15 protein-coding genes are annotated in these 24,463 nt (G+C 73.2%); 5 read left to right on the top strand and 10 right to left on the bottom strand.

Translation table 11 applies throughout. The features are described 5' to 3' along the window. Window positions 1-26 precede the first annotated feature (26 nt). The gene (locus ETD83_RS01070; RefSeq protein ID WP_138643140.1) at window positions 27-629 is read right to left on the bottom strand and encodes a ClpP family protease; all 603 of its coding nucleotides are present in this window, start codon (window positions 627-629) and stop codon (window positions 27-29) included. Further along, window positions 626-1,255: a ClpP family protease gene (locus ETD83_RS01065; RefSeq protein ID WP_138643139.1), complete on the bottom strand. Its 630-nt coding sequence runs from the start codon at window positions 1,253-1,255 to the stop codon at window positions 626-628. The genes ETD83_RS01070 and ETD83_RS01065 overlap by 4 nt, the downstream gene beginning before the upstream one ends. 261 nt (window positions 1,256-1,516) lie before the next feature. Between ETD83_RS01065 and ETD83_RS01060 the strand changes: the two genes are divergently transcribed. The 3 genes from ETD83_RS01060 (at window position 1,517) to ETD83_RS01050 (ending at window position 5,304) form a co-directional block, all read left to right on the top strand. Beyond that, window positions 1,517-3,517 carry a DNA/RNA non-specific endonuclease gene (locus ETD83_RS01060; protein ID WP_205717427.1) on the top strand — a complete coding sequence of 667 codons (2,001 nt, stop codon included), beginning with the start codon at window positions 1,517-1,519 and terminating at the stop codon, window positions 3,515-3,517. 152 nt (window positions 3,518-3,669) lie between these two features. Further along, window positions 3,670-4,152, top strand: coding sequence for a peptidoglycan-binding domain-containing protein (locus ETD83_RS01055; protein ID WP_138643138.1), 483 nt, complete (start codon window positions 3,670-3,672; stop codon window positions 4,150-4,152). Between the two features lie 30 nt (window positions 4,153-4,182). Next, entirely contained in the window at window positions 4,183-5,304 is a 1,122-nt protein-coding gene (locus ETD83_RS01050; RefSeq protein ID WP_138643137.1) for a hypothetical protein, read from the top strand. A 12-nt stretch (window positions 5,305-5,316) separates the two neighbouring features. Here ETD83_RS01050 and ETD83_RS01045 read toward each other — a convergent pair whose 3' ends face one another. The 7 genes from ETD83_RS01045 to ETD83_RS01015 all read right to left on the bottom strand — a co-directional run bounded on the left by ETD83_RS01045 (window position 5,317) and on the right by ETD83_RS01015 (window position 20,796). Then, window positions 5,317-5,655, bottom strand: coding sequence for a hypothetical protein (locus tag ETD83_RS01045; RefSeq protein WP_138643136.1), 339 nt, complete (start codon window positions 5,653-5,655; stop codon window positions 5,317-5,319). Next, the gene (locus ETD83_RS01040; protein ID WP_205717426.1) at window positions 5,652-6,782 is read right to left on the bottom strand and encodes a zinc metalloprotease; all 1,131 of its coding nucleotides are present in this window, start codon (window positions 6,780-6,782) and stop codon (window positions 5,652-5,654) included. Before ETD83_RS01040 ends, ETD83_RS01045 begins: the two co-directional genes overlap by 4 nt. Before the next feature lie 161 nt (window positions 6,783-6,943). Continuing rightward, a complete protein-coding gene (locus tag ETD83_RS01035; protein WP_138643135.1) occupies window positions 6,944-12,766 on the bottom strand; it encodes a hypothetical protein in 5,823 nt (1,940 codons plus the stop codon). Next, the gene (locus ETD83_RS01030; protein WP_138643134.1) at window positions 12,759-15,659 is read right to left on the bottom strand and encodes a hypothetical protein; all 2,901 of its coding nucleotides are present in this window, start codon (window positions 15,657-15,659) and stop codon (window positions 12,759-12,761) included. Before ETD83_RS01030 ends, ETD83_RS01035 begins: the two co-directional genes overlap by 8 nt. Then, window positions 15,656-18,418 carry a DUF6603 domain-containing protein gene (locus tag ETD83_RS01025; RefSeq protein ID WP_138643133.1) on the bottom strand — a complete coding sequence of 921 codons (2,763 nt, stop codon included), beginning with the start codon at window positions 18,416-18,418 and terminating at the stop codon, window positions 15,656-15,658. The genes ETD83_RS01030 and ETD83_RS01025 overlap by 4 nt, the downstream gene beginning before the upstream one ends. Before the next feature lie 36 nt (window positions 18,419-18,454). After that, window positions 18,455-19,720, bottom strand: coding sequence for a hypothetical protein (locus ETD83_RS01020; protein WP_138643132.1), 1,266 nt, complete (start codon window positions 19,718-19,720; stop codon window positions 18,455-18,457). Between the two features lie 98 nt (window positions 19,721-19,818). After that, window positions 19,819-20,796 (bottom strand): endonuclease/exonuclease/phosphatase family protein, encoded by a 978-nt coding sequence (locus ETD83_RS01015; RefSeq protein WP_138643131.1) that lies wholly within the window; start codon window positions 20,794-20,796, stop codon window positions 19,819-19,821. A 645-nt stretch (window positions 20,797-21,441) separates the two neighbouring features. Here ETD83_RS01015 and ETD83_RS01010 point away from each other — a divergent pair. Then, a complete protein-coding gene (locus ETD83_RS01010) occupies window positions 21,442-21,978 on the top strand; it encodes a hypothetical protein (RefSeq protein ID WP_138643130.1) in 537 nt (178 codons plus the stop codon). A 178-nt stretch (window positions 21,979-22,156) separates the two neighbouring features. Next, the gene (locus tag ETD83_RS01005; RefSeq protein WP_138643129.1) at window positions 22,157-22,543 is read left to right on the top strand and encodes a hypothetical protein; all 387 of its coding nucleotides are present in this window, start codon (window positions 22,157-22,159) and stop codon (window positions 22,541-22,543) included. Between the two features lie 363 nt (window positions 22,544-22,906). Here ETD83_RS01005 and ETD83_RS45220 read toward each other — a convergent pair whose 3' ends face one another. Beyond that, a complete protein-coding gene (locus ETD83_RS45220) occupies window positions 22,907-24,436 on the bottom strand; it encodes an amidohydrolase family protein (protein ID WP_138643128.1) in 1,530 nt (509 codons plus the stop codon). Window positions 24,437-24,463: the final 27 nt, after the last annotated feature.

The raw sequence follows: 24,463 nt of genomic DNA, 5'->3' as shown, positions 1-24,463 counted from the left end.
GGACGCCCCCGCGTAGGCGGGCCCCCCTACACGGGCATCGGCTGCCGTTCCTCGATCACCTGGTCGATGAGGCCGTAGTCCAGCGCGGCCTGCGCGGTGAACACGCGGTCGCGGTCGGTGTCGGCGCGCAGCGTCGCGGTGTCCTGGCCGGTGTGCCGGGAGAGGATGCTCTCCATGTCGCCGCGCACGCGGACGACCTCGTCCGCCTGGAGGATCAGGTCCGGGATCGCTCCGCGGCTCTGCCCGATCGGCTGGTGCAGGACGACGCGGGTGTGGGGCAGCGCGGAACGCATCCCGGGACTGCCCGCGGCGAGGAGGACGGCCCCGACCGCGACCGCCTGCCCGACGCACGTCGTCGCCACCCGCGCGCGGATGTAGCGCAGCGTGTCGTACACGGCCAGCATCGCGCTCGGGTCCCCGCCCTCGCAGTTGATGTAGAGCTGGATGTCGCGGTCGGGGCTGTCGGCCTCCAGGTACAGCAACTGCGCGACGAGCGCGTTCGCGACTCCGGCGTCGATGGCCGTGCCGAGATAGATGATCCGCTCCGTCAGCAGGTGCGAGTAGACGTCCATGATCCGCTCACCGCGGGGGTGCTGCGCGATGACGTTCGGGATCGTGTAGGTGCTCATCGGACGGCCCCTTCCGAGGGAATGCCGAGCCCTATGGGCCGGTGGTTGGACGGGACGACCTCGTCGAAGTCGCTGACGATCGCGTCGATGAAGCCGTAGTCGAGCGCCTCCCGCGCCGTGTACCAGCGATCGTGAAGCGAATCCTCGAAGACGCGTTCAAGGGGCTGGCCGGTGTCCTCCGCGATGAGGCCGAGCACGGTGTCGCGGGTGTGGCGCAGGTCGCCGGCCTGCAGTTCGATGTCGACGGCGGCGCCGGCGATCCCGGCGGACCCCTGGTGCATCAGCACGCGGGCGTGCGGCAGGGCGCGGCGCTTGCCCCGCGTCCCGGACGACAGCAGGAACTGCCCCGCGCTGTAGGCGATGCCGAGCACCATCGTGGACACATCGCACGGGATGAGCCGCATGACGTCGCGGATCGCGAGCATCGACGGCACCGACCCGCCCGGGGAGTGGATCCACAGCGCGATGTCGGTCGACGAGTCCTCCCGTGCCAGCGTCATCAGCTGGGTCGCCAGCAGGGTGCCGTTGTCGTCGTCGAGCGCGCCGTCCAGCACGAGAACGCGCTGCTGGTAAAGCTCGCGCCGCGCTCGTTCGTTGAACATCGGGCTTCTCTGTTCCTCGCTCATGCATTCACAATGCGCCGCCCCGCGCACTGCTCCCAGCCGGATCCGCCGACGGCAGATCCGCCCACAGCAGCAAGCCCGCCCGGCGCGGTGCGGGTTGAGAGCTCAGGGAGCGGCTCATCGGGTCGTCTCGCTGGACCAGGTCAACGCCGTGTTGACGGGTTTTCGCGCGTCGTGGGCGTCAAACGTTTCCCGATGCGGGGTAAAAGGGGGAACCCGGGCCTGGCGAAATCCGGCGAAAACCGAGGAAATTGGGAGAGGCGGGTGGTTCACGAATATGTGCTGACCGGGGGAACGGAAATGGAGTTCTACGAGCGGGAGCAGGAGCGCCAGCGGCAGACGGCGGCGCAGCGGGTGGCCGAGCGGGTGCCGGAGCGGCGCGAGCACGAGACCGTCCTGGCCTCGCCAGGCGGCGTGGCGGTGGCCGACACCGCCGAGCGGGTCGCCAAGCGCGTCGACAGGCTCAGCCGGTTCTACGGCGACGGCTCGCTGCTGGAGCCCGGCGCCGCCGAGCCCGCCGCGCGGCTGGAGAAGATCATCAATACGGTCGACTACGTGGGCGTCCGCTACCTGGACGCGGGGGTGGCCGCGGCGCGCACCGTCGGCCGGGTGAACATCCGCGACGAGGGCGGCCGCACGGTCGGGTACGGGACGGGGTCGATGGTGTCCCCGTCCCTGTTCCTGACCAACCACCACGTGCTGCCCGATGCCGGCACGGCCGGGACGAGCATGGTCGAGTTCAACTACCAGGACGGCGTCGACGGACGGCCGCTGGCCGTGGCCGCCTACGCGCTCGCCCCGGATCGCTTCTTCCTCGCCGACGAGGGGCTCGACTTCGCGCTCGTGGCGGTGGACGCCCCGGCCGCGGAGCTGGCGGCGCTCGGCCACAACCGGCTGATCGAGGCCGAGGGCAAGGCGATCATCGGGGAGTTCGTCACGATCGTCCAGCACCCGCGCGGGGACCGCAAGCAGGTCGCGCTGCGGGAGAACAAGATCGTCGACATCCCCGAGCGGTTCCTGCACTACGCGGCCGACACCGAGCCGGGCTCGTCGGGCTCGCCGGTGTTCAACGACCAGTGGGAGGTCGTGGCGCTGCACCACGCGAGCGTTCCGGTGCCCGAGCCGGAGGAGACCGGCGAGTTCGTCAACGAGGGCATCCGCATCAGCCGGATCTGCGCGATGGTGCGCGAGACGTCCGTGCCCGAGGCGCAGCGGGCGCTCGTCGATGAGCTGTTCGCTCCGCCGGAGGCGGAAAGCGCGGCGTCCCTCCAGTCGTCGGCGGTCGGCCCGCCACCGGTCTCGGCTCCGGTCTCACGGCCGGCGGAGCGGGCGATGGCGGCCGTCCCGCTGGCGCAGACCCGCGAAGGGATGGTCACCATCCCGCTGGAGGTCACGGTCCGGCTGGCGGACGCGCTGCCCTCCGAGGCCGCGCGCGAGACGGAGGCGATCGACCCCGACTACAGCGACCGCGACGGCTACGACCCGGCGTTCCTGGCCCGGCCGCTGCCGATGCCCGTGCCGTCGCCCGACCTGGCCGCCGTCGCCTCGGCCGAACTGCGCTACCACCACTTCAGCGTCGTCATGCACCGGCAGCGGGCGCTCGCGCTGTTCACCGCCTGCAACATCGACGGGCGGAGCTCGCGGCGTCCGCGGCGCGACAGCGACCGGTGGTTCTTCGACCCCCGGCTGCCCGCCGGAGAGCAGACCGGCGAGGACGTCTACCGCGCCAACGACCTCGACCGCGGCCATCTGGTGCGCCGCCTCGACCCCGCCTGGGGGACCGAGGTCATGGCCCTGGCCGCCAACGACGACACCTTCCACTTCACCAACTCCACCCCGCAGCACCACGCGTTCAACGCGGGCCAGACGCTGTGGCTCGGGCTGGAGGACTACGTCCTGAACAACGCCGACAACCAGGACCTGGCGGTCAGCGTGTTCACCGGGCCGGTGCTGGCCGAGGACGACGACGTCTACCGCGGCGTCCGCCTGCCCCGCCAGTTCTGGAAGATCGTCGCGATGGTGGGCGCGTCGGGCGAGCTGTCGGTGACCGGCTACCTGCTCAGCCAGGCGGTCCTGATCGCGGACCTGGCGGGGAAGGAGACCTTCTCCTACGGCGCGTACAAGACGTACCAGGTGCCGGTCCGCAGGATCGGGGAGCTCACCGGGCTCGCCGTCGACCCGCACGTCCAGGCCGATCCGCTGGAACGGCTGGAGGCCGTTCCGGCGCCGCGCGAGGTCGTCCGGGCCGAGGACCTGATCCTCTGACGGCGACGGGAATCCGGCGAAAGTTATATGAGCTGGAAAATGTGGAAAAGAGGGCTCCTGATACCTCTCATTGGTGCTCTCTTCGCCGGTCCGCTGCTTCGCTGGTTGGGACGGGATCTTTGGAAGGGAGACCCATTCGAAGGAGGCGCCATATGTCGGCCCCACCGTTCAAGCCGCCGATGATGACCTATCCGCCGATCACGAGCGGGCCCGGTGTCAAGCAGTGGCAGCAGCAGATGAAGACGCGTGGCTGGAACATCTCCCCGGACGGGAAGTACGGCCCGATCAGCCAGCGGACCTGCAAGAACTTCCAGAGCGAGAACGCGCTGAAACCGGACGGCATCGTCGGGCCCGTCACCTGGAAGGCGGCGTGGGAGGCCGCCACCACGACGCCCCCACCGGCGCCGGAGGAGATCCTTGAGTACGGGTCCCAGGGAGACCACGTCCTGGAGTGGCAGCGCCAGGCGGACAGCCGCGGCTGGCGGATCAAGAACATCGACGGCTACTTCGACGACGAGGACGCCAGCGCCTGCATCCTGATGCAGCGCGCCCTCGGGCTCGCGGACACCGGGAAGGTCGACCACGAGACCTGGGACGCCACCTGGCTGGAGAGAGTGCCGACGGCCGCCTCCTGATCCGGCCGCCTTCTGGAAGGACATCGGCGGATGGCCCGCTGGACCGGCTGGATCCCCGGCGCCCGGAGACTCGACGAGTGGGAGCGTGAGCGGGGCTCGTGGGTGCTGTGCGAAGAAGTGCGCGCGGACGTCCACGAACTCCGCGCGCTCCTCGCCGCCCCCGGGGACGGGGGAACGCGGTCGCCCGAACACGCGGAACTGCTGCGCGGCGCGCGGGAGGCCCTGGACCGGGCGATGGACGTCATCGACCCCGGCACGCACCGCAGGAACCTGACGGCGTCCCATGTGACGACCGCCCAGCTTCACCTGAACTGCGCGCGTTCGCTGTGGATGCGGACGCTCACGCCGGGGGAGGTGCAGTCGTTCCTGCCCGCCATGTGCGCCGCCGTCAAGCGGCATCTCGCTCCCGCCGACGAGCACCGGGTCTTCGTCGAGCGGCTGGCCAAGGAGCTGCGCGAAGCCCAGGAGGCCGGGCGGCCCGAGCCGCTCACCGAGGGGCAGCTCGTCACGCTGCTGACCGCCGTGGACACCGCGCACCAGGCCGCGCTGCGGGAGAAGCTGCGTGCCGGGAGCTTCGTGCGGATCGTCCGGTGGATGGCCGTGTTCCTGTTCTGCGCGGTGATCGGCATCGGGGTGCTGTCGGCGTTGTGGCGGACGGCCGTCCCGCTGTGCTTCACCCCGGCGCCGAGCCCCGGGGCGCGGGGCGACTACAGCGTCGTCTGCCCGACGGGCGCCGCGCCGTCCGTCCCGGCCGGTCAGCTGGACGTGCGCACGCGCGAGGCCGCCGGATGGGGCGACTACATCGTCGTGATGTTCATCGGGCTGGTCGCGGCCGGGATCGCGGCGACGTCGGCGCTGCGGAAGATCCGCGGGACGTCCACCGCCTACGGGATCCCGGTCGCGCTCGCCCTGCTCAAGCTGCCGACCGGGGCGCTGACCGCGGTGCTCGGCCTGCTGCTGATGCGCGGCGGGTTCGTCCCCGGGCTCAGCGCGCTCGACTCGCCGGGGCAGATCATCGCGTGGGCGGTCGTCCTCGGCTACTCGCAGGAGCTTTTCACCAAGTTCGTGGACCGGCAGGGCCAGGCCGTGCTGGATGGCGTGCGCGGCCCGTCCGCGTCGCCGCCTCCCGTCCCCGCCGATCCGAAGCGCTGACCGGGCGCGCCCTCATCTCGCGAGCACGAGCCTCCCGGGCGTCCGGGAGAGGACGGTCAGGGTGAAGGGCGACCCGCCGCCGTCGGGGAAGGTGACGGCGATCCGGTCCGCTCCCCGCGCCTCCCAGCGCCCCCGCGCCTCGTTCAGGCGGTCGTCGCGTGCCGGACGGCGCTCGGTGTACGTGCCGTCCGGACGGAACTCGATGCGGCGGCGCGGGCGGCGCGCGGGCGGGAACGGATGGTCGGGGTCGGCCCTCCGGTACACCGTCTCCGCCGGGGTGTCCTCCTCGAAGGCATGGACCCAGGAGCCCGTGACGTCGGGCGGTGCCTCCGGCCGTCCGGGGCCGGTCATCCGCTGGGACGGTGGCCGACGAGCCCCAGCATGTTGTGGATGTCGTCGAGGACTTCCCTGGTCAGCCGCTCCGAGTCGTGCAGGAGCCGTTCGACGTCGCCGTCGTGCGTCACCCCGCCCGCGGGCACCGGCTGCTTCGCGGGCTGGGCGGGCTGCGCGGGCTGTGCGGCCGCCGCGGGCTGCGCGGCGGGCGCCTGCTGGCTCGCGACCGTGAAGGACGACCGCGCCCCCTCCAGGCAGGCGTCGATCCGCTCGCGCTGGCCCATGGTGAACATGAACATCGCGGCGTCGTCGGTGTAGTCCATGTAGTTCATGAACATGTCGCCGTTCGGGCCGTTGTTGCACGTGACGTGCGGGAAGTCCGGTGCCCCGACGTTGGCGTCCGCCTGGTTGGGCGTGTCGGCCACGCGGTCGTCGTTGCTGCAGGCGCCGTCGTCGTCGCCCCAGATGTGGAACAGGTCGAGCCAGTGCCCGATCTCGTGGGTGGCGGTGCGGCCACCGTTGTACGGGGCCGCGGCGGTGCCGCTCGTCCCGAACGCCCTGTGCAGGATGACCACGCCGTCGGTCTGCGGCGGGCCGCCGGGGAACTGGGCGTAGCCGAGCAGGCCGCCGCCCAGCTGGCAGACCCACATGTTGAGGTACTGGTCGGTCGGCCAGGGATCGGAGCCGCCGGTGGCGCTGGACTTGACGCCGTCGTCGGTGTCGAACGCGCTCTGCGCCGTCTTGACCCGGATGATCCCGTTGGTCGGGCCGCCGAGCGGGTCCTTCGTCGCGAGCCCGAACTCGATCTCGGTGTCCGCGACGAGGGACGTCCAGACGTCCGGCACCTTCGAGACGTCGGGGTTCGCGGCCCGGAAGTCCTGGTTGAGGACGTCGAGCTGGCTCATGATCTGCTGATCGTCGATGTTCTCCTCCGCGGCGTTGTACACGACGTGCACGACGACGGGGATGGTGATCACGCCGGTGCGGGCGGAACTGCGCCGTCCGGACTCGAACTGGAGCGCCCGGTTCTCGATCTGCGCGCGCCGCGCGCGGTACGTCATGCTCTCGTTCAGCAGCCGGCGGTGCACGTGCATGGCCCCGCACAGGTCGCGTCTCGGTGTCGGGAAGGGGCTGGGTTCCGTCATGGCGGGTTCCTTTCAGAGCCGGGTTCTGACGGCCCCGCGCCGCGCCGGCGCAGGCCGTGGTCCCGCCGCGTTGGCGGCCCTACCCGCGGCCCCTCATCGACGAAGCCCTGAAAGCTGCAAATGACCGTAATGTTCGATTTGTGGCTGGATCGGCCTGGGGGCTAGACCGGCCATGCCTCGGACGGGCGGACGATGTCGAACGCCAGGCCGCTGGAGCTCCCGCCCGTCCCGGCCGTCTTCTCCCTGCGGACCCACGCGTGCCAGGAGCCGTCCGTCCAGCGGGACAGCATCGGGCGCCTGGTGACGATGGCCCCCTCCCTGGGGACCTCCTCCTCGTGCAGCCACGTCCCCGCGGGCAGCAGACGGCCGCGGGGAGCCGAGTCGATGCCCGGCTGCACCAGCGGAACGTGCCGGAAGCGGATCGCGCCGGCGCCGACCGCCTCGGGGACGAGCGGCAGCCAGTAGTCGGGCACGATGGTCTGCACCGCGTAGGAGGGGCCTTCCGGGGCGGGCGGCGCCGGGGCGGTCCGGAGCCATTGCTCGCGGCGGTCCAGGAGTTCGCCGCGGCCGTCGGTGACGGTCCGCTCGATCGCGAAGCCGACGTTGGCGACCTCGTCCCGGGCCAGGACCAGGGTCTCCAGCGGCCGTCCCGGCATGTCGGCGGCGGCGGGCATCATGAGGAGCCGATCCGGAGCGCCGTGCAGGGCGAACATGTTCCAGGACGGGTCGTCCGCCCCCGCCCGCCCGATCAGGTGCCGCTCGCCGAAGGTGTCGGTGACCAGCAGGGACGTGATCGTGGTGAGCGAACCCGCCGGCACTTCCACGGGCAGGGTGAACCAGTCGTTGCCGTAGGTCGTGGCGAACGCGATCAGCAGGAGCCGTCCGGTGTCCAGGGCGCCGACGGAGACCGCGCCGAGGTCGACGGCGGCGTCCTCCATCTCCCAGAACCGGTCGGCGGGGATGCCGCCGTAGCGGACGGGCGCCGGGAGCGCGTTGGCGTGCAGCGGCAGGGGCGGGTCCAGGTCAGCGACGATCGGCTCGGCGTCCACGCTGTACCAGTCGAGGCCGTCGCCGAGGTACTCGTCGGCGGTCAGCAGCGTCTCGCCCGCGACCAGGTCGACGCGGTGCTCGAAGCGGTGCTCGTCGAAGGTGTCGGGCGTGGCGCGCGGGACGGCCTCGGCCCACCAGTCCCGCCACCGGCGCGCGACGTCGGCGAGCCCGTCGCCGGTCAGCCCCCCGGCGTCGATCGCGGCGGCGAGCGCGGCGGCGTCCGGGACCCGGCCGCCGAGCAGGCCGACCAGGCCGCCGGGCGCCGGGGGCAGCCCGAACTCCGCCAGCAGCCCGGGCAGCGCGGCCGAGAGGCCCGCCTCGGCCAGCATCGTGACGAACTGGGCGCCGCCCTCGGCCCGCGCCCTGTCGTCGACCATCGGCGGCTCGGACTCCACCTGCGGTTCGAGCGGCCCGAGCCGCGGGTCGTACCTCGTCAACGGCCCGTCCGGGGGCGACCAGCCCTCGATGCGCCGGCTCGTGCCGGTCAGCTCGACGTCGATCGGCGACCCGGCGTCCTGGCCGGCGAACTCGCCGAACTGCCACTGCCTGGTCAGCAGCCAGGCCGCGTCGTGCGTCCGCGCCGCCAGCCCGGACGCGACCTCGCCGCTGCGGTGCAGCGGCTCCATCCGGTACATGTCGTCGAGCGGGAACCGGGGCTCCCCGGTGAGCGGGTCGAAGAGCCGGATGCCAGAGTCCTCCTCGAACTTCGCCAGGACGCGCCGCACCGCGCTGAACATGACCGCGGTGGCGCCGGGCAGCAGGTTGTCCAGCATCGGGAGGTCGCCGAGGTCGACGGCGCGCAGCTTGGCCAGCTCCAAGGTGTCGTGCACGGCCAGCGCCAGGCCGTCGGACGTCCAGCCGCGGTCGGGGTCGGGCGGGACGGCGATCAGCACGGCCTGCGGCGCCTTGGCGTCCGGGCGGTCGTAGTTGAACGCCACACCGGTCAGCTCCTGCGGGCCTTCCCCGCCGCCGCCGAGCGTGCCGTCCGAGCCCGGCAGCGTCTCGGCCCACTCGTCCAGGACGATCCCGGCGAGCGGTTCCCCGGCGGCGATCGGCCGGGGCAGGTGGCAGACGAGGTGCCACTGCGCCGGGGGACGGTCGTCCGGGTCGAAGGTGCCGCCGATCCACGGGTCGGTGTCCGTGCGCATCGGCTCCTGCGCGGCGGTGTGGTCCCCGGCGCCGCCGGTGAGGAGCAGGGTCTCGTGCCAGGAGCGCGCCGCGGGCCGGACGGCGGCGTACCGGCGGAGCCAGGCGCCGATCGCGGAGCCGGTCGCGCCCGCCGGGCGGGGCCCCAGGGCCACGCCGGTCAGCCGCGGGGCCAGCGGGAGCCGCGCGCCGAGCAGGGCGGAGAGCGCGTCGGTGACCATGCGCAGCCAGTCCTCGCTGGGCGTCCCGGCGAGCACGGTGCCGAGCCGCGCGGCGGCCGTCGCCGGGTCGGCGGCGGTGACGCCGAGCGCGGTGAGCCGGTCGGGGTCGGTGCCCGCCGCGACGACCGCGTCCTTGTACGCGATCACCCGGTCGCGCAGCTCGCCGAGGTCGACGGGGACGGGAGCCGCATCCGGGGGCAGCAGATGCGCGGGCACCAGCGGCTGCGCGGACGCCAGCAGAGGACGCAGGCGGACCGCCAGCTCGCGCAGCTCCGCCCAGCCGTCGCCGTGGAGGCGCCGCGCCCCCTTCCGGGTCAGCCGGGGCTGGTCGGCGCTGGACGCGTCCAGGATCAGCGCCAGCGCGCTCATGCCGAGCTGGTCGGCGGTCTGCGTGAACTCCTCCCCGGTCGCGGTCTCCGTTCCGGAGAGCCCCAGTTCGGAGGCGGGCCCGAGGAGCCCGGACACCCAGGCGTCCAGGCGGGGTTCGAGGGCGGTGAGGGCGTCGGCGGGCCAGCCCGGCGCGGGCGCGGGGACGTCCGGCAGCGCCACGGCCAGCCGCTGGGTGACGGCCCTGCCCCGGCGCGGAGTGGTCAGCACCTCGAAGCGGTCCGGGACGTCCTGGCCCTGGCCGAGGGTGTCGGCGGCCATCCCGGCGCGCAGCGCGTTGCCGCCGATCAGCTGGTGCACGCCCTCGGCGAGGGCGACGTCCCCGACGGCCTCGAGGGCGTCGACCAGGTCGTCCAGGTGCGGCCCGGCCTCGGCCTCGTCCTCTTCGGACAGCTCCCCGGTCCCCGCCGCCCGTGCGAGCGCCAGGCCGTCCACCACGTTCCGGTCGGCGATGGCCTCCTGGCTTCTCGCCCACAGGTCGGACGGGGTGTCGTCGTCCAGGGGCGGCGGCTCGGGGGCCGCGGGCGCGGGGAACCTCCGGCGGAAGCCCGGGATCAGATGGTCGAGCTCCGCGTCGTGCAGGGCGCGCTCGAAGCGGTAGCCGAGGAGCGTCCCGAGGTTCTGGCCGTTGCGGACGCCGCGGAGCAGCCACCGCGCGATCCTGGCCCGCCGGGACGTGAGGTCGACCGCGAGGGTCCGGTCGCCCTTGTGCGCGAGGAAGCCGGAGCGCAGCACTGCGGCGGTGGCGGCATGGTGCAGGGAGGGCGCGTGGATGTAGCCGCGCTCGGGCGACAGGGACGCCGTCCCGCCGTCGGGGAGGTCCACGGTGATCGGCGGCTCGGCCGGCGGGTGCAGGTCCTCGACCCAGCCGTACCCGCCGAGCCGGACGCCCTCGCCGGGCGGGGACGCCGCCAGCCGCTTGGCGGCGAGCGAGGTGATCCACGCGTCCAGGCGGTGGGAGAAGACGTCGAGGACCTCCATCAGCATCGGGCCGAGATCGTCCAGCGGGGTGCGCACCAGCGCGTCCAGGCCCTCGATGATCGTCGGCGCGGCCGCGGCGGCCTCGCGGGCCGTCTGGCGGGCCCCTTCGACGAGGTCGGGGGTGCCGGGCGCGTCCGGAAGCTGGAGCCGCACCCAGTTGTCCACGACCAGGGGAAGCGTCAGCGCCAGGCCGATGGGGTCGCCCTCGACGTCCAGGGGGAGGTGGCTCCAGTTCTCGGCGATCAGCACGGCGGGAAGGAGATCCGGCGTGTCGACCATCTCGAAGATGGTGAGCGGGCGGCTTTCGGAAATGTCGCCGCTCGGGTGCATCGGCCACAGTTCCAGGTACTCGTCGAGCCGCAGCTTCTCGCGGACCAGGGCGAGGGCGTCGACGATGCGCTGGCGGCTGATCTCGAAGAGCGCCCGGTGGCCCTCCGGGTCGGGGGCGATCTGCAGCCGGAAGCGGTCGTAGTCGATCCGGGTCACGTCCGACTCGGGGTCGCGGGCCAGGTCGGTGGTCACGTTACTGGGCACCTGCCACCGCAGCCCGGACTCCGGCGGGACGCCGCCGACCGAGAGCACCGGTCCCGGCGCCATGCGGTCGGCCGCGTTCATCGTCGTGCGCCCGGTGTGCACGCGCCGGATCAGCATGTCGGTCGCGACCGGGAGCCGCGCGAGGATGTCCACGGCGGCCAGGTCGGCGGGCCGCCCGTCGCCGACGCGCGGAATCCAGTTGGGGGCGAGCGCCGCCCGCCAGTGGTGCCGCAGCCGCAGCAGCCACTCGACGATCAGCTCCTCCGTCGCGGCGTCCTCGGCCCGCTCGTCCGGGCGCCACTCGTCCAGGCCGGCCACCGGCAGGACGCCGTAGGGCTGGCGGCCGACGCGGAGGGTGGGCAGCGGCCCGCGGCTGCGGACGAACCCGGCCAGGTGGTCCCTGATCTCGCGCCACGGCCTGGGGTCGGGCAGGGAGCCGGTGTCCGGGTCGGAGCCGGGCATGGTCGAATCCAGCGTGGCCAGGTCGTAGCGTTCCGTCGCCGCCCGGCAGAACCCCTGGGCCAGCCCGCCCCACCCCATCCTGCACATCCCGGCGATGGCGCGGTCGGACACATCGCCCGCGCCGTCGCACAGGCCGAGGAAACGCCCGTCCGGCAGGCCGAGCGCGGCGGCCAGCGCGGCGGCCGCCGTGCCGGGCTCCAGGGGCGGGTCTTCGGGGACCGGCGGCGGGACGTGCGGCCGCGACGACCACGCCGACCGCGCCTGCGGAGTGTTGTTGGTGGGCGTGCCCGCGGGAAGGAAGGCCAGCCCGTCGCTGTAGGCGTGCCCGAGCAGCAGGTCGGCCAGCCGGGCGGCGGCCGGGCCCGGCTCCTCCTGCCGGACGCCCACCGCGATGAGCTCGTCCAGATGGCCGACGCCGTCGGGCAGGTTCAGCATGGTCGCCATCCCGGCCCGGACGGCGGCCTCGAAGTCGACGGCCCAGTCGCCGGTCTCCTCGTCCGAGGCGAGCAGGCCCAGCGGGAGGACGTCCGGCACGCGCTCCGCCGTCTCGTCCACGACCACGGCCCCGCCGGTCAGGCCGATGAACCGCCACTGGTCGGGCAGGGTCGTCACGCGGGGCGACCGGCGCTCCCCGTCCGAGCGGATCTCCGGTGCCGGAGCGCCCGGACGGGTGGCCCGCACCGTCCAGGCGGCGCGGCCGGGGCTCAGCGTGGTCAGCAGGCGCTGCCAGGCCGCGTCGCCCGGCGCCGCCCAGTACGCGCGGCCCGCGTCCGCCTCCGCTTCGGTCAGCCGGGGGTCGTGCGCGTCGATGTGCAGGTCGTCCGGATAGACCCGCACCATGATCTGCCGCCCACCCGGCGTGAACCGGGTCTCCAGCCGGACCGGCAGCAGCGCCACCGGCCCGCCGTTCCCGGACTCGAACAGCGGGTCGCCCGAGCTGAGCTCCTCCGCGAGCTCCAGCAGCACGAGATCCAGCGTGGCGCTCAGGTCGGCGGCCGCCGCCCGGCGCTGGTCCTGCCCCTCGCGCTCCTGGTCGAGCTTCACCTGCGTGGGCACCCCGTGCTTGTACATCTCCATGCCCGCCACCAGGCGTTCCTCCAGCCGCCGTACCCACAGCTCGTGGTCGTCGGCGGCGGCGATCGCGGTGTCGCGGCGCAGGCGCAGGTCGTCGGCGTCGCGCCGGAGCGCGAAGACGTCAGCCACCGGGAAGCATCTCCTCGGCACGGTAGGCGAGCTGGAACGGTTGCTGGAACGCGATCCGCGCGATGTCGGCCGCGTCCGTGCCCCAGGCGAGATCGGTCCCGTTCTCCGCCGTGGGGGTCGGCGGCCTGCCCGCGACGCTTCGCGGCACGACGAAGCCGCGGCCGTCGACGGGCACGTCCGCCCAGGTCAGATCGGACCAGTGGACGAGCGGCGGCGGGGAGGCGAACGGCGGGACGTCGTCGAAGCCGAACCTGGTCCCGCGCATCGGCTCGCGGATGACGAACAGCCATCCACCGGAGGCGACCTGCTCGCGCGTCGGCGTCTCGAACGCGTAGAGGTTCGTCGAGTCGTCCGCCGGGACCGTGAACGCGGGCGGGAACCAGGAGCCCGTGCCCTCCGGCGGGACGGTCCCGTCCTCGGTGGCGAGCACGGCGTAGATGACCGTCCCGGGGAAGCGGCGCAGCACCTCGCCCCGGATGAGCAGCGTCAGCAGCGACCGGCCGCCCATCCGGTCGTGCCCGCCGAGCGGGATCCCGAGCGGCCAGCGCGCGATCTCGTCGATGTCGGGCGGCATGCCCCGCTCCGGGGACGACCAGAAGCGGGCGAAGGCCGTCCCGCGCTCGTCGGTCGGGTACTCCCGCCAGCGCAGCTCCCGGTTGAACTCGTCGTTCAGCCCGACCAGGAACGCCTCCACGAAGCCGGGGTTGGTCTCCAGCAGCACGACCGAGTCCTCGGGCAGGCCGCCGAGGCCGGGAAGGCCCCACTCCGGCCAGCGGCGGAACAGCTCCACCGCCATCGGGACGTCGAACGACGGATGCGCCATGATCGGCCGCAGCGGGCGGAGATCGGCGACGGTGGCGTCCTGGACCCCGGGCGCCGAGACGGTGTCCTGGACGCGCATGAGCTGCAGCGGCACCGGCTCGATCCCCGTGCGGATGGCGTCGGTGAGCGTCGCGGCGCCCATGCCGAGGGCGCCGCCCATGTCCTGCGGGGTGTCCAGGGACACGAAGTCGGCCGTCCGGCGCAGCCCGCGCAGCCAGCCGCTGGAGACGACCGTCCGCTCGGACGTGCCCGTCTCGCCGGCGACCGCCTGGGCCAGCTCGCTCAGCTTCGGGGTGTCCGGCGCGCTGACCGCGCCGCCGAAGCCGGCGAAGTCGGCGTGCCCGGCGTAGTCGCTGCGGACCTCGCACTGGGACAGCTCGCCGTCCATGAGCATGGCCAGCCGCCCGGCGGCCGAGGCGCCCGCGGAGTCGGTCTGCCGGGTGCCGAGCGCGCCCGCGTCGCCGGTGGCCTCGGTGCAGGAGGCGGGCGGGCCGAGCAGCCGGATCCCGCCCAGGCCCGCCGCCAGCGCCGCCTCCTCCTGCGGGGGCTGCTGCGCCGCCCGCGCGCTGCGCCGGGCGAGCCCGCCGCCGGGACGGGTCAGCCGGGCGAACGCCGTGGTGAACGCGCCGCCTGGGACCGCGGTCTCGGCCACGACGTCGCCGAGCGGCTGGGGCTCGCCCGTCCGCTCGAAGCCGAGCTCGATCCGCAGGCTCTCGCCGAGCGGGGCGGACAGCGACGCGAAGGCGACCTGGTCCATCGTCGCCAGATGCTTGTCCTGGGCGCGCTGCCCGCTCTCGGCCGCCAGCTCCGCGACCGCCACCAGGCGCGCCGCCTCGCGGATCGGCCCGGCCTGCTCCCAGGCCCGCGCCATGAGGAACTCCTGCTCCAGCTGGACGTACCGGGCGCCGAGCGACGCCGCGACCCGGTACCTGACCTGCAGGTTCAACGCCGTCTGCCAGCCGGCGGCGTCCGCGCGGCGCAGCCCGGTGAAACGGCTGCCGTACAGCGGCGGCGTCACCGCGCCGACCCCCTCCGGGGGCGGACGGTCCGGGTCGAACCTGCGTCCCGGAGCGTTCAGCTCGCCGAGCAGCTCGTCCACGAACGTCTCCTGGGCGGGCGAGACGGGATCCCACACCTCGTCGGCCACCTCGGAGCCCGGAATCCGCAGCGCGCCCTGGATCCGCGCAGTGACGGACGGCGGCGTCCCCTCGGGCGGATCGCGGTGCGGCCACGGCCGCCGCACGTTGACCGCCCGGACGCCGAAACCCTCGATGGACGACGGGTCCACGCCGACCAGCCGCCGCGCGAGCATCTCGAACGACCCGTCGGATCCGGTGCGGAACCGCCACCAGTGGTACACGGGCACCTCGACCGGGGCGGCGCCCGCCGTCCACGCGGGCTCCGCCGCCCGGCGCGGATCGGCCGGCCGTCCGGTCAGCCCTGCCTCGCGGCCCGCCGCCGTCGCGGGGACCACGCAGGCGACGTACGCGGTGTCCTCCTCCAGCCGACGCGGGCAGACCAGCCGGGCGATGACGGCGTCGGACCTGCGCCGCACGCCCGCGAGGATCCGCCCCTCCAGGCCGTCGTCGTCCGTCAGGCGCGCCTCCACGTGCGCCCACATCGCCGCGCTCGCCAGGTCGGGCTGGGCCTGCGGCGGGATCGTCACCACCGGCAGCGGGCTGCGGTCGGTGGGCACGCCCTCGCTCTCGCGCAGCACGACGAGGGCCAGCCATGGCGGCGCGCCCTGCGGCGACAGCTGCCACGGCAGGTCGGCGTGCGCGAACTCCACGCACGCGAGTTCGCTGGTGGCCGCGTTCACGCAGCCGTCCGGCGGTTCCCGCCGCGACACCAGGCCCCGGTCGAACCCGACCACGTCACCCGGGCCGATCAATGGCAGGGTGAGCGCGGCTTCGGGGGCCGGGAAGGTGATCTCTTCGCCGCGGCCGCCGCCTTCGGGGGTGGTGCGGGTCAGCGTGATGGACGGACGCACCTGCGCGCGTCCATCCGGTCCGGGGGCGGCGGAAGCGATCGCGCCGACCCGGACCGACGACGCGAACCAGCGGTCGGTCATACGAGCCTCACCAGGGTCTCGGCGCGCCGCCACCGCTCCACCCGCTCGGCGGCGTCCCACCGCCGCGCGAACGCCTCGGCCATCAGCTCGGCCTGCTGGAGGCTCAGATGCGGCGGCCGTTGCGGACGGTAGCCGGTCTCGTACCCGTCGGCGGCCCGCCGCGGCTCGGCCAGCACGGCGGCGGACGGGTCGGCGGAGAACTCCAGCCCGCTGACGAACTCCCGGAACGCCTCGCCGCCGAGCCGCTCGTCCTCGGTCATGGTGAAGAACTCCGCCGGGACGAACCGGTCCGTGACCGGGTTCGGGTTCCCGACCGGCGTGCCGCCGAGGCTCGCGAAGAACGGCCGCCACCGCTGCGGCGGGATCGGCATGCGCTGGAACCGGTCGAAGGTGACGTTCAGCGGCAGCACCGGCTGCCGGGCGCACAGCACCGAGTCGGGGTGGATCAGTTCGCCGTCCGCCACCTTGGCCTTGGCCCCGGCGGTCAGCCACAGGCCCGTCCGGTCATGGACGGGCGCCCGCGCCGACCACGCCTCGCGCTTGGCGAACGCCTCGCCGAGCCTGCGCGCGGGCAGGTCGGGATCGACCGGCGGCTCCACCGCCGCCTTGGAGCCCCAGGACACGTCGAAGTCGAGCGAGATGTCCTCGAACAGCACCGAAATGCTGCCGGTGCCGAACGCGTGCCACGGTGCGGGGCCTTCGAGGGTGAAGTCGAGGGCGATCCCGGCCAGCCGCTGCCCGAGCACCTTCACCGCGACCCCGGCGAACACGCGGGCCGAGAACGAGAACACCGGGTCGAAGATGAACAGCGTGTCGAGCCCCAGCCAGCCCTCGACGCCGCAGCCCGCGATCGTGGCGTCCAGGCGCACCTGCCCGCCGAACATCACCGCGTTGGACGTGACGGCGAAGTACGCCTCGGCGCGCAGCCCGAGCCCGCCGCCCAGCCCCAGGCTCAGCCGGCGCAGCTCCGGCACCCCGGGCGGCCGGACGTAGCGCGGATGGAACCCGCCCGCCGACAGCACGAACTCGCCCCCGCCGCTTCCGCCCGCGCCCCGGACCAGCAGGTAGATATCGCCGGAGACCGGCACGCCGGCGATCCAGGAACCGGTCAGCGACACCAGCAGCTCCACCGACGGCGCCGACGGGTCGACCCGCCCGTACAGCTCCGCCTGCAGATGGACGATCGGCGCCTCCGCGTGCGGCAGCACGGCGAGCATCCGGCCCAGCAGCAGGAACTGCGGCGGCGCCGGAAGGTCGAGGATCACCGCGGCGGCGAGCGACACGATCCCGCCGCTCCACGTGATCCGCAGCATCGGGCCGACCACGAACCGGCCGCGCGCCTCCGGGAACGCGGCGCCCAGCGCGTCGATGATCTCCGCCGCCCGGCGGGCGGGATCGTCGGGGAACAGGACCCGGTCGGCGTGCCCGTCCGCGACCATGCGGCGCAGCGCGTCGGCGTCCGCGCGGTGGCCGATCCCGACGATGCCGCCGACCGCGTCCACGGCGAAACCGAGGCCGATCTGGATGCCCGGTGGCGGGAACGTGGCGTTCAGCAGCAGGAGGAACGACATTGGAGCGTTCCCGGACGGGGGGCGGAGCCGCCCGACCGCCTTCACCGACATGGCCGCGAGGTCCAGGTCGAGGACGCCGCCGTACGCGCCGGGCCCGGTCCGCTGGAGGGCGCCGCCGCCGCTCACCGGGCCCACGTCCAGGTCGACGTGCAGGCCGTCCGGGCCGGCGAGCGAGCACCGGTCCGGGAGCGGGCCGACCCGGTCCCCGGACAGCGCGATCGGCAGGTCGAGCCCGATCCGCGTCACGCCCGCCCGCAGCGGCAGCCCCGTCGGCCGGACGGCGACGGAGACGCGCGCGCCGAGCACCAAATCCTGTCCCGCGACGCGGAGCTCGATGCCCTGCTGGAGGACGTCCACGCCCGGCAGCGCTCCGGCCGCCGCCCTGCCGCCGCCGGGCGCGTGCCTGAGCCGGACACCGGACCTGAGCTGGATTCCCGTGGCGCCCGTATCGGCGAAGCGCAGGCCGCCGGGACGGTCGGCGACGATCTGCAGCCTGGCCGGAGCGGTCACGAGCGGGCCGAGCAGGCCGGCCAGGTCGTCGGGGACTACCGCCACGCTGAACCCGCCCAGCTCGACGCTCAGCTGGGGCGCGGCCGTGGCGACGTCGACGTCCACCTGCGCGACGATCTTGTCGACGGCCAGGCCGGGCGGGCCCAGCCGGACGGGTACGGAACGGAACAGGAGGACCCGCACCGAACCCGACACGTCCGGGGTGCGCACCACGGGAGGCGCGCCCGGCACGACGGTCAGATCCCAGACGCCGGAGAAGGCGCTCGCCCGGACCTCGAGCCCCCACGGGCCGTCCTCGTGCGCCACGCGGAGGCGTCCCGTGACCACGACGTCCAGTTGAGGGCCGCCGGGGACGACGGCGACTGCGGCGCACACGTCCCCGTCCCTGGCGACCAGGGCCAGGCCGCGCTGCCCGTCCGAGCGCTTCCACCCGTGCAGCCGCACCTGCTTACCCGGCCGCAGGTCGCCGACCAGCGACCGCAGGAACGCCATGAGCCCGCCGCGTTCGCCCGGGACGGCGTCCACCGGCTGCAGCAGCCGCCCCTGCAGTTCGGGCGGCGCGGTGAGATCGACCCCCAGGTCCGACAGCCCCAGCGGGCCGGCCGCGTCGGTGACCGCACTCTCCGCCAGCGGCCACAGCAGCGCCGCCACCGCATCGAGCAGTTCCCTGGGATTCATGATCGCGCCCTCCTCCGGCGCCGGTGCGGCGTGCGGTCACTCCTGCGGGCGTCCCGCCCCGAACCGCGTGTCCTCGCCGTTCGCGACCTCCTGCGCGAAGGCGGCGTACGAGCTCGGATTGGTCAGCGCGGCGGCGGTGGTCAGATCGGCGTAGGCGCCCAGCGACGCGCCGGTGCCGGGATCGGTCGCGATGCCGTGCGAGACACCCGCGATCGTGGCGCCGGACCACTCGGGGACGTCGGGCCCGGCACCGAACGTGAAATGGACGGCCTCGTGGATCAGCGCGGCGGCCCTGCCGCTCGGGCCGTGGAACGTCGAGAAGATGTCACCGACCTCGGTGAAGGAGCCCTGGCTCGTCTGCGCCGCGAACCGCAGGCCCGGCGTCCACCGGAAGGCGTTCGGGATGTCGTTCAGCCGCGTCCGGATCTCGCCCAGCCGGGCCCTGATCACGGTGGTGTCGATCGTCCCCGTCATCGCGAAATGGTGCCGGCAGGCGGTGGCGATGGCGGGCGTCACCGGGCCTCCCAGCGCCGCCAGCGTCCGGTCGACCCAGTCAAGGGCGACGTCGGTGGCGGCCCCCGCGTCGAGGATCGGCAGGAGCCCCGGCCATTGGGCCACCACCTCGAACGGGTCCGTGATGGTGAACTCGAACGTCTCGGAGTCGTAGTCGTAGCGCGCGTAGATCGGCGCGGACACGGTCCTCCCCAGGCCCGCCGCGATCGGATGCCCGTCGTCGTCGACCACCGTCCTGGCGATGCGGAACAGGTACGCCTTCGTGCCGAACGAGCGCAGGCCCGGAATCTCGCCGTCGATGCCGGCCGTGAACGGGCCGGTCGCGTGCCAGTTCGGGGTGAACAGCTTCGGGTAGTTCGGCGACCTCGCGTTCGTCGTCCAGTCGAACCGGCTGTACTCGTCGCGGCGGAAGAAATACGCGAACCTGCTCTTGGCCCCTCCTCCGGCGAACACCGCGTCCACCGACGTCCAGCCCGGCGGCAGATCCCAGTTCGGGGCGGTGTCGGCGGGCGCCGCGTCCGGGAGGCCGTCGGACGCGCGAAGCCGCAGATACTTGTCGTCCTTGAAGACGTAGTGGAAGGCGGAGAAATCGCCCTGCCCCGGCAGCGCGCCGGCGAGGTCGCGATCGAACGGGGCCGGGAACGGGATGCGGCGGGGAGCGCCCGCGGCCACGACCCGGTCGGCCACCCAGTCGTAGGCCGCCGACCAGCCGCCCGAGAAGACCGTCGTGACGTCGGGTCCCAGAAGCGGCGTCCTGAGGGCACCGTCGATTCTGGCGGTCGAGGACATGGTCCCCCTCACTCTCGACCGGCGGGTCACCGCCAACCGCCAGTATGAATTACGTCACCCCGGCAATGCCTGGCTTATTAAGCCTTCTTTGGCGCTTCTTAGGCTGATTCGGTGACGGTCATGGCGATGGGGAAGTGGTCGGAGAATCCGTCCTCGTTGACTTTCTTGCCCATACCGCCGAAAGGGATCGGACGGGGATAGGGGCCGGTGGCCGCCGTACCGGGGAACCGCAGGATCCGGACGGTGCCGGCGTCCGCGCGGATCGCCGCCTCCTGCCGGGCCATCCCGGCGTTGACCAGGAATTGGTCGAGGAGATTCGGTTCGTTGTTGAAATAGAAGCTGCCGTCCGGGGCGCCGATGGCCGGCCACATCAGGTTCCACAGGCGCGGGGTGTCGGCCTCCAGCACGCGCCGCCGCTGGCGGGTGCTGAGGGCGTGGGTGACGAGGGAGGTGTCGGACGGTTCGTCGTTGAAGTCGCCCATCGCCAGCACCGGCGTGTCGGCGCCGTGCTCCTCCAGCACCCGCTCATGGAAGAACGCGAGCGTTTCGGCGGCGATGTGCCGGTAGCCCGCGGACTCGAACGCGCCGCCGCTGCGGGACGGCCAATGGTTGCCGAACACCGCCCATGTGCGGCCGTGCCGGGTGCGGAAGTTGACCTGAACGATTTCCCGCGTGGCGTTGCGCCGCATCACCACATGGAAGAACACCTGGTCCGCTGGGGCCTCCAGCAGCTCCGGGTCGTAGAGGAACGCGACGTCGATACCGCGGGCATCGCTGGTGTCGGCGTGGACGATCGAATACCGCCGCCGCGGAAGCCGCTCGTGGACGGCGCCGGCGAGCAGATCCAGCACGAACCGGTTCTCCACCTCGCACACCCCGAGCAGGTCCGGCCCGGCGCCGTCGTTCATCTGCGCGATGACCGACGCCAGCTGGGCGACCTTCCGGTCCCGGAGCCGGGGCGTCCACCCGGCGATGCTGTTCTTGATCACCCGCGCCACCTTCTCGGTGCGGCGCGGCGAGTTCTCCTCGTCGAAGAGATTCTCCAGATTCCACCAAGCCGCATGATAAGTCGCCATCGCCGCGCCCCCCAGCCCGGATCCAGACCCGTCCACTACCGAATATGAGAACACAATGTTCTAACGGGTAAAAGGCTCGTCGATAAACGCCCGCCCCGGTTGGACGCGCGCCGCCCGGCACCCGGGCCGCCGGCCTTCGGGACGGCGCGACCGGCGCCCTCGCACGGCCGGATCGGCGCGGACTCGCCGCCCCTCGGCATGGAACCGGCGGACACGGCCCGCTGGCCGGATGCGGCCCTCCGGCGGGACCCGCCGCGCCGAAACCGGGGCCCGCGCCCTCGATGGGCGGCGGACTCGGTCGCGACCGCCGGGCGTCCGCGGCCGCTTCGTACGATCGCCGGCGCCCGGCTTTGCCCGAGCGGATGGCACGGTCCCACTGGTCAGGGAGCCATACGGACGGGCCGGACGCGTTCGCGCCCGTTCCGGCCCGCCTCCCCGCCGGAAGATCTTTCCCACCAAGATTTCGTTTTCGTTGCCTGCAAAAGGCGAAACCCATAATCTGGGATTCGCCGTCACGCGATGCCGGCCGCCGGTAAGGCCGACTGCTTGATGGCGGCCCATTGGGTGGGTGGGCTTTATGCACGCGAGACGCCGAAATAGCCTGGGGAGATCATGCGGCCCGACCGGGGACCTGCTTCCAGCTCCGTGCCCGAAAATCCCGCCGACCGGGTGCGGCGCCGCGTGGTCGAGGCGGTCAGCGACTCCATGCGCTCGGTGCAGCACAGGGAACACGGTGAGCTGCACCTCTACCTGTCGCTCCTGCAGGACCGGCTACCGGTCTACGTGGGCACCGTCGCCGACCTTCTCTCCCATGTCGGACAGGCCAGCGTGCACAAGAACCTCGTGATGGTCGCGGAGGCGACCATCGGTTTCTACAACGAGGTCCTGGCCGCCAAGGTCGCGGTCCTGGCCAACCCGGTGCAGCTCGTCCGGCTGCGGCAGGTGATGGAGCCTCGCCAGCTCGGGCCCCACCAGGCCGAGAACTCCGTCGCCGCCTACCTGCAGAAGGAGCAGGAGCTGGGACGGGTGGCCGCGCGGGTGGAGCCGCTGGGCGCCGCCCGGCTGCTGATAGGCGCCTGCCTCAATTGCGCCTTCACCGTCCTGCTGCTCGGAGACGACGCGCTGCCGCCGCGCCACGAGTACGCCACCGGTCTAGTCCATGGCCTGCACCTGTCTCCCTGATGGACGCCCTCCCCGGTGGCCGACTGCGGACAAGGTCATCGGCTTGAAATGTCGCTGGAACGTTCGATAGATCTATCGATGTCGAACACAGTGTCAATTCATCCTGGGAGAACACATGAAATTACGGGCATCTCATCGCCTGGCGGTCGTCACGGGGGCGGCCGTTCTCGTCACCGCAATGAGCGGAACGGTCGGCGCCGCCGCCGAGTCAACGGAAACCGTCTGCGGAACAGAGGTCGAGCTCGGCTCCCTCGTTTACCAGATGTGCAGCGACGTCGTCCACGTGGGGGAAACGTCCTACGGCACCCAGCCGTTCATGGAGGCGCGGAACCGCGGCATCTCATCGGTCGATCTGAGCCTGACGCTCCAGCACTGGGACCCCGCGGCGAGCGGCTGGGCCACCGACTCCAACGGCTCGCGGACGCTCGAGGCGGGCTCCTCGACCCGCTACTTCGGCCCGCCGAGCTTCTGGCCGTGCGGCCTGAACGCCCAGGAGCGCGGCCAGGCCACCACCACCGTCGGAACCGGCGACTGGGCCGACGTGATCACTCCTCCGGCCTGCTGACGGCCTGCTGAACCAACCGCCCCGCCCGTCGTGTCATGACGGGCGGGGCGCGGCCGATCGCGCGCGGAACACGCCGCCCGGCCGGATCCGGAGCCCCTCATCTCATCCAACCGGCGCTCTTGAACGAACACCCCTCGACCGAGACCGGCAGGTCCGCTCGGCGGCAGGTCTTCGAGAGCGAGGAGGGCTCGATGCGTCGACCATGCATCGCCACGCGCGTGGAACTGTCCGGTCTACAGGACACCGCGTTCGTGGTGCGCGATGCCGAAGGCATCCCGCACTTCAGGGCGAAGAACGCCCGGGACCGGTGACCGCGACGGCCGTCCCGGCCGCGTCCCGCGCGCGGCCGGGGCGGCCATCGCCTCAGCGGGGTCTGCGCGGGGTGTGGCAGCCGCAGCCGATGGGGGCGGCGCGCGTGGTCGCGTCCGGGGTGCGGGCGGCGGCCTTCTCGACGTCCGCCAGCATCCGCCTCCGCCGGGCGGACGTGATCAGCCGGCCGTCCGCGACCACCGCGTGGATCCTCGTCGTGTTGGTGATGTCGGCGAGCGGATCGGCGTCCAGCACGACCAGATCGGCGCGCTTGCCGGGACGGATCGACCCCAGATCCCGCTCCATGCCGAGGTACCTGGCCGGTTCGAGGGTGGCGGTGCCGATCGCCTCCAGCGGTGTCAGCCCGGCGCGTACCAGCAGCGCCAGTTCCTCGTGCAGGCTGAAACCGGGATAGGCGAAGATGAATCCCGCCTCGCTGCCGTTCAGCAGGCGGACCCCGGCGCGCCGCATGGCGCCGACGAAGCGCAGCCTGCGGTCGAACAGCTCGCGCTGCTGCTCGATCTCGGCGGGCGCGCGTCCGGGAAGGTAGATGTTGTCCACGGCCCACTGCCACCACTCCCGGTCCTCGGCCGGGATGTACTTGAGCCGCTGGTCGTCCCGGACGAGGTCTTCGGGGCGGTCCACGATCAGGTGCATGCTCAGCGTGGGCGTGACCCAGGTGCCGCCCGCGTTCAGCGTCTCGAAGAGCCGCTCGGCACGCCGCGGGCTGTAGTGGCTGGCCGCCAGCCATTCCGCTTTGTGGAACTGGCGGAACCAGCCCGCGTAGTCGCCCGGTTCGATCGCGATGGCGTCCAGCGTCTCGCGGACCTGCCGATCGCGGCCGGACGCGGCGCACCACAGCGTGTGGACGTGCTCGATGCTGCGCTGCCGGAGACGACTGGCCTGGTCGGGGGCGACTTTGTCGGGGCAGTGCCCGGCCAGCGGAAGGCGTTGCCGCCGCGCCTCGTCCGCGATCGCCGCGAAGGCCCCGGGGGACAGCCGGGAGTAGATCTTGACGAAGTCGGCGCCCTCGGCCTTGACCCGCCGCACCGCCCCGCGGGCCTCGGCCTCGCTGGTGACCAGGAGGGCGCCGTCCGGATCGTCCGGTCCGGCGAGGAGGGACGGGGAGCCGTCGATGATCTCGCTCGCGATCGTCCACCGCGGGCCCGCCAGGACGCCGCGCTCGATGTCCTCGCGCCACCGGCGGACCACCGCCGACCCGGCCATCTCGCGCACCGTCGTGACCCCGTTGGCGAGGTAGAGCGGCGGGGAGATCTCGTGCGTTCCGATGCTGTGCGCGTGCATCTCGCACAGGCCCGGGATCACGTACCTGCCCGGCAGGTCGACGACCGTGACGCCATGGTGGACGGGCACCTCGTCACGCCGTCCGACCGCGACGACGCGGCCGTCCTCGATCAGCACCGTGGAGCCGGGCCGGGGCCGCGGACGGGTCGCGTCGATCACCGTCACACCCCGCAGCGCCAAGCGCGGCCGCCGTCCGGCCTCGGCCGCCGGCGGCCGCGCGCCCACCGCCAGTGCGGCGCCGCCGATGAGGACGCCCCGTCGTGAGATCAGCTGTGACACCTGAACCCCCTGCTCCGCATGCCACGC

This window comes from Actinomadura soli, assembly GCF_005889715.1.
In the GTDB taxonomy this organism is placed as follows: domain Bacteria; phylum Actinomycetota; class Actinomycetes; order Streptosporangiales; family Streptosporangiaceae; genus Spirillospora; species Spirillospora soli.
Note: the sequence above shows the minus strand (reverse complement) of the source record. Positions and strands in the feature narration are given on the sequence as shown.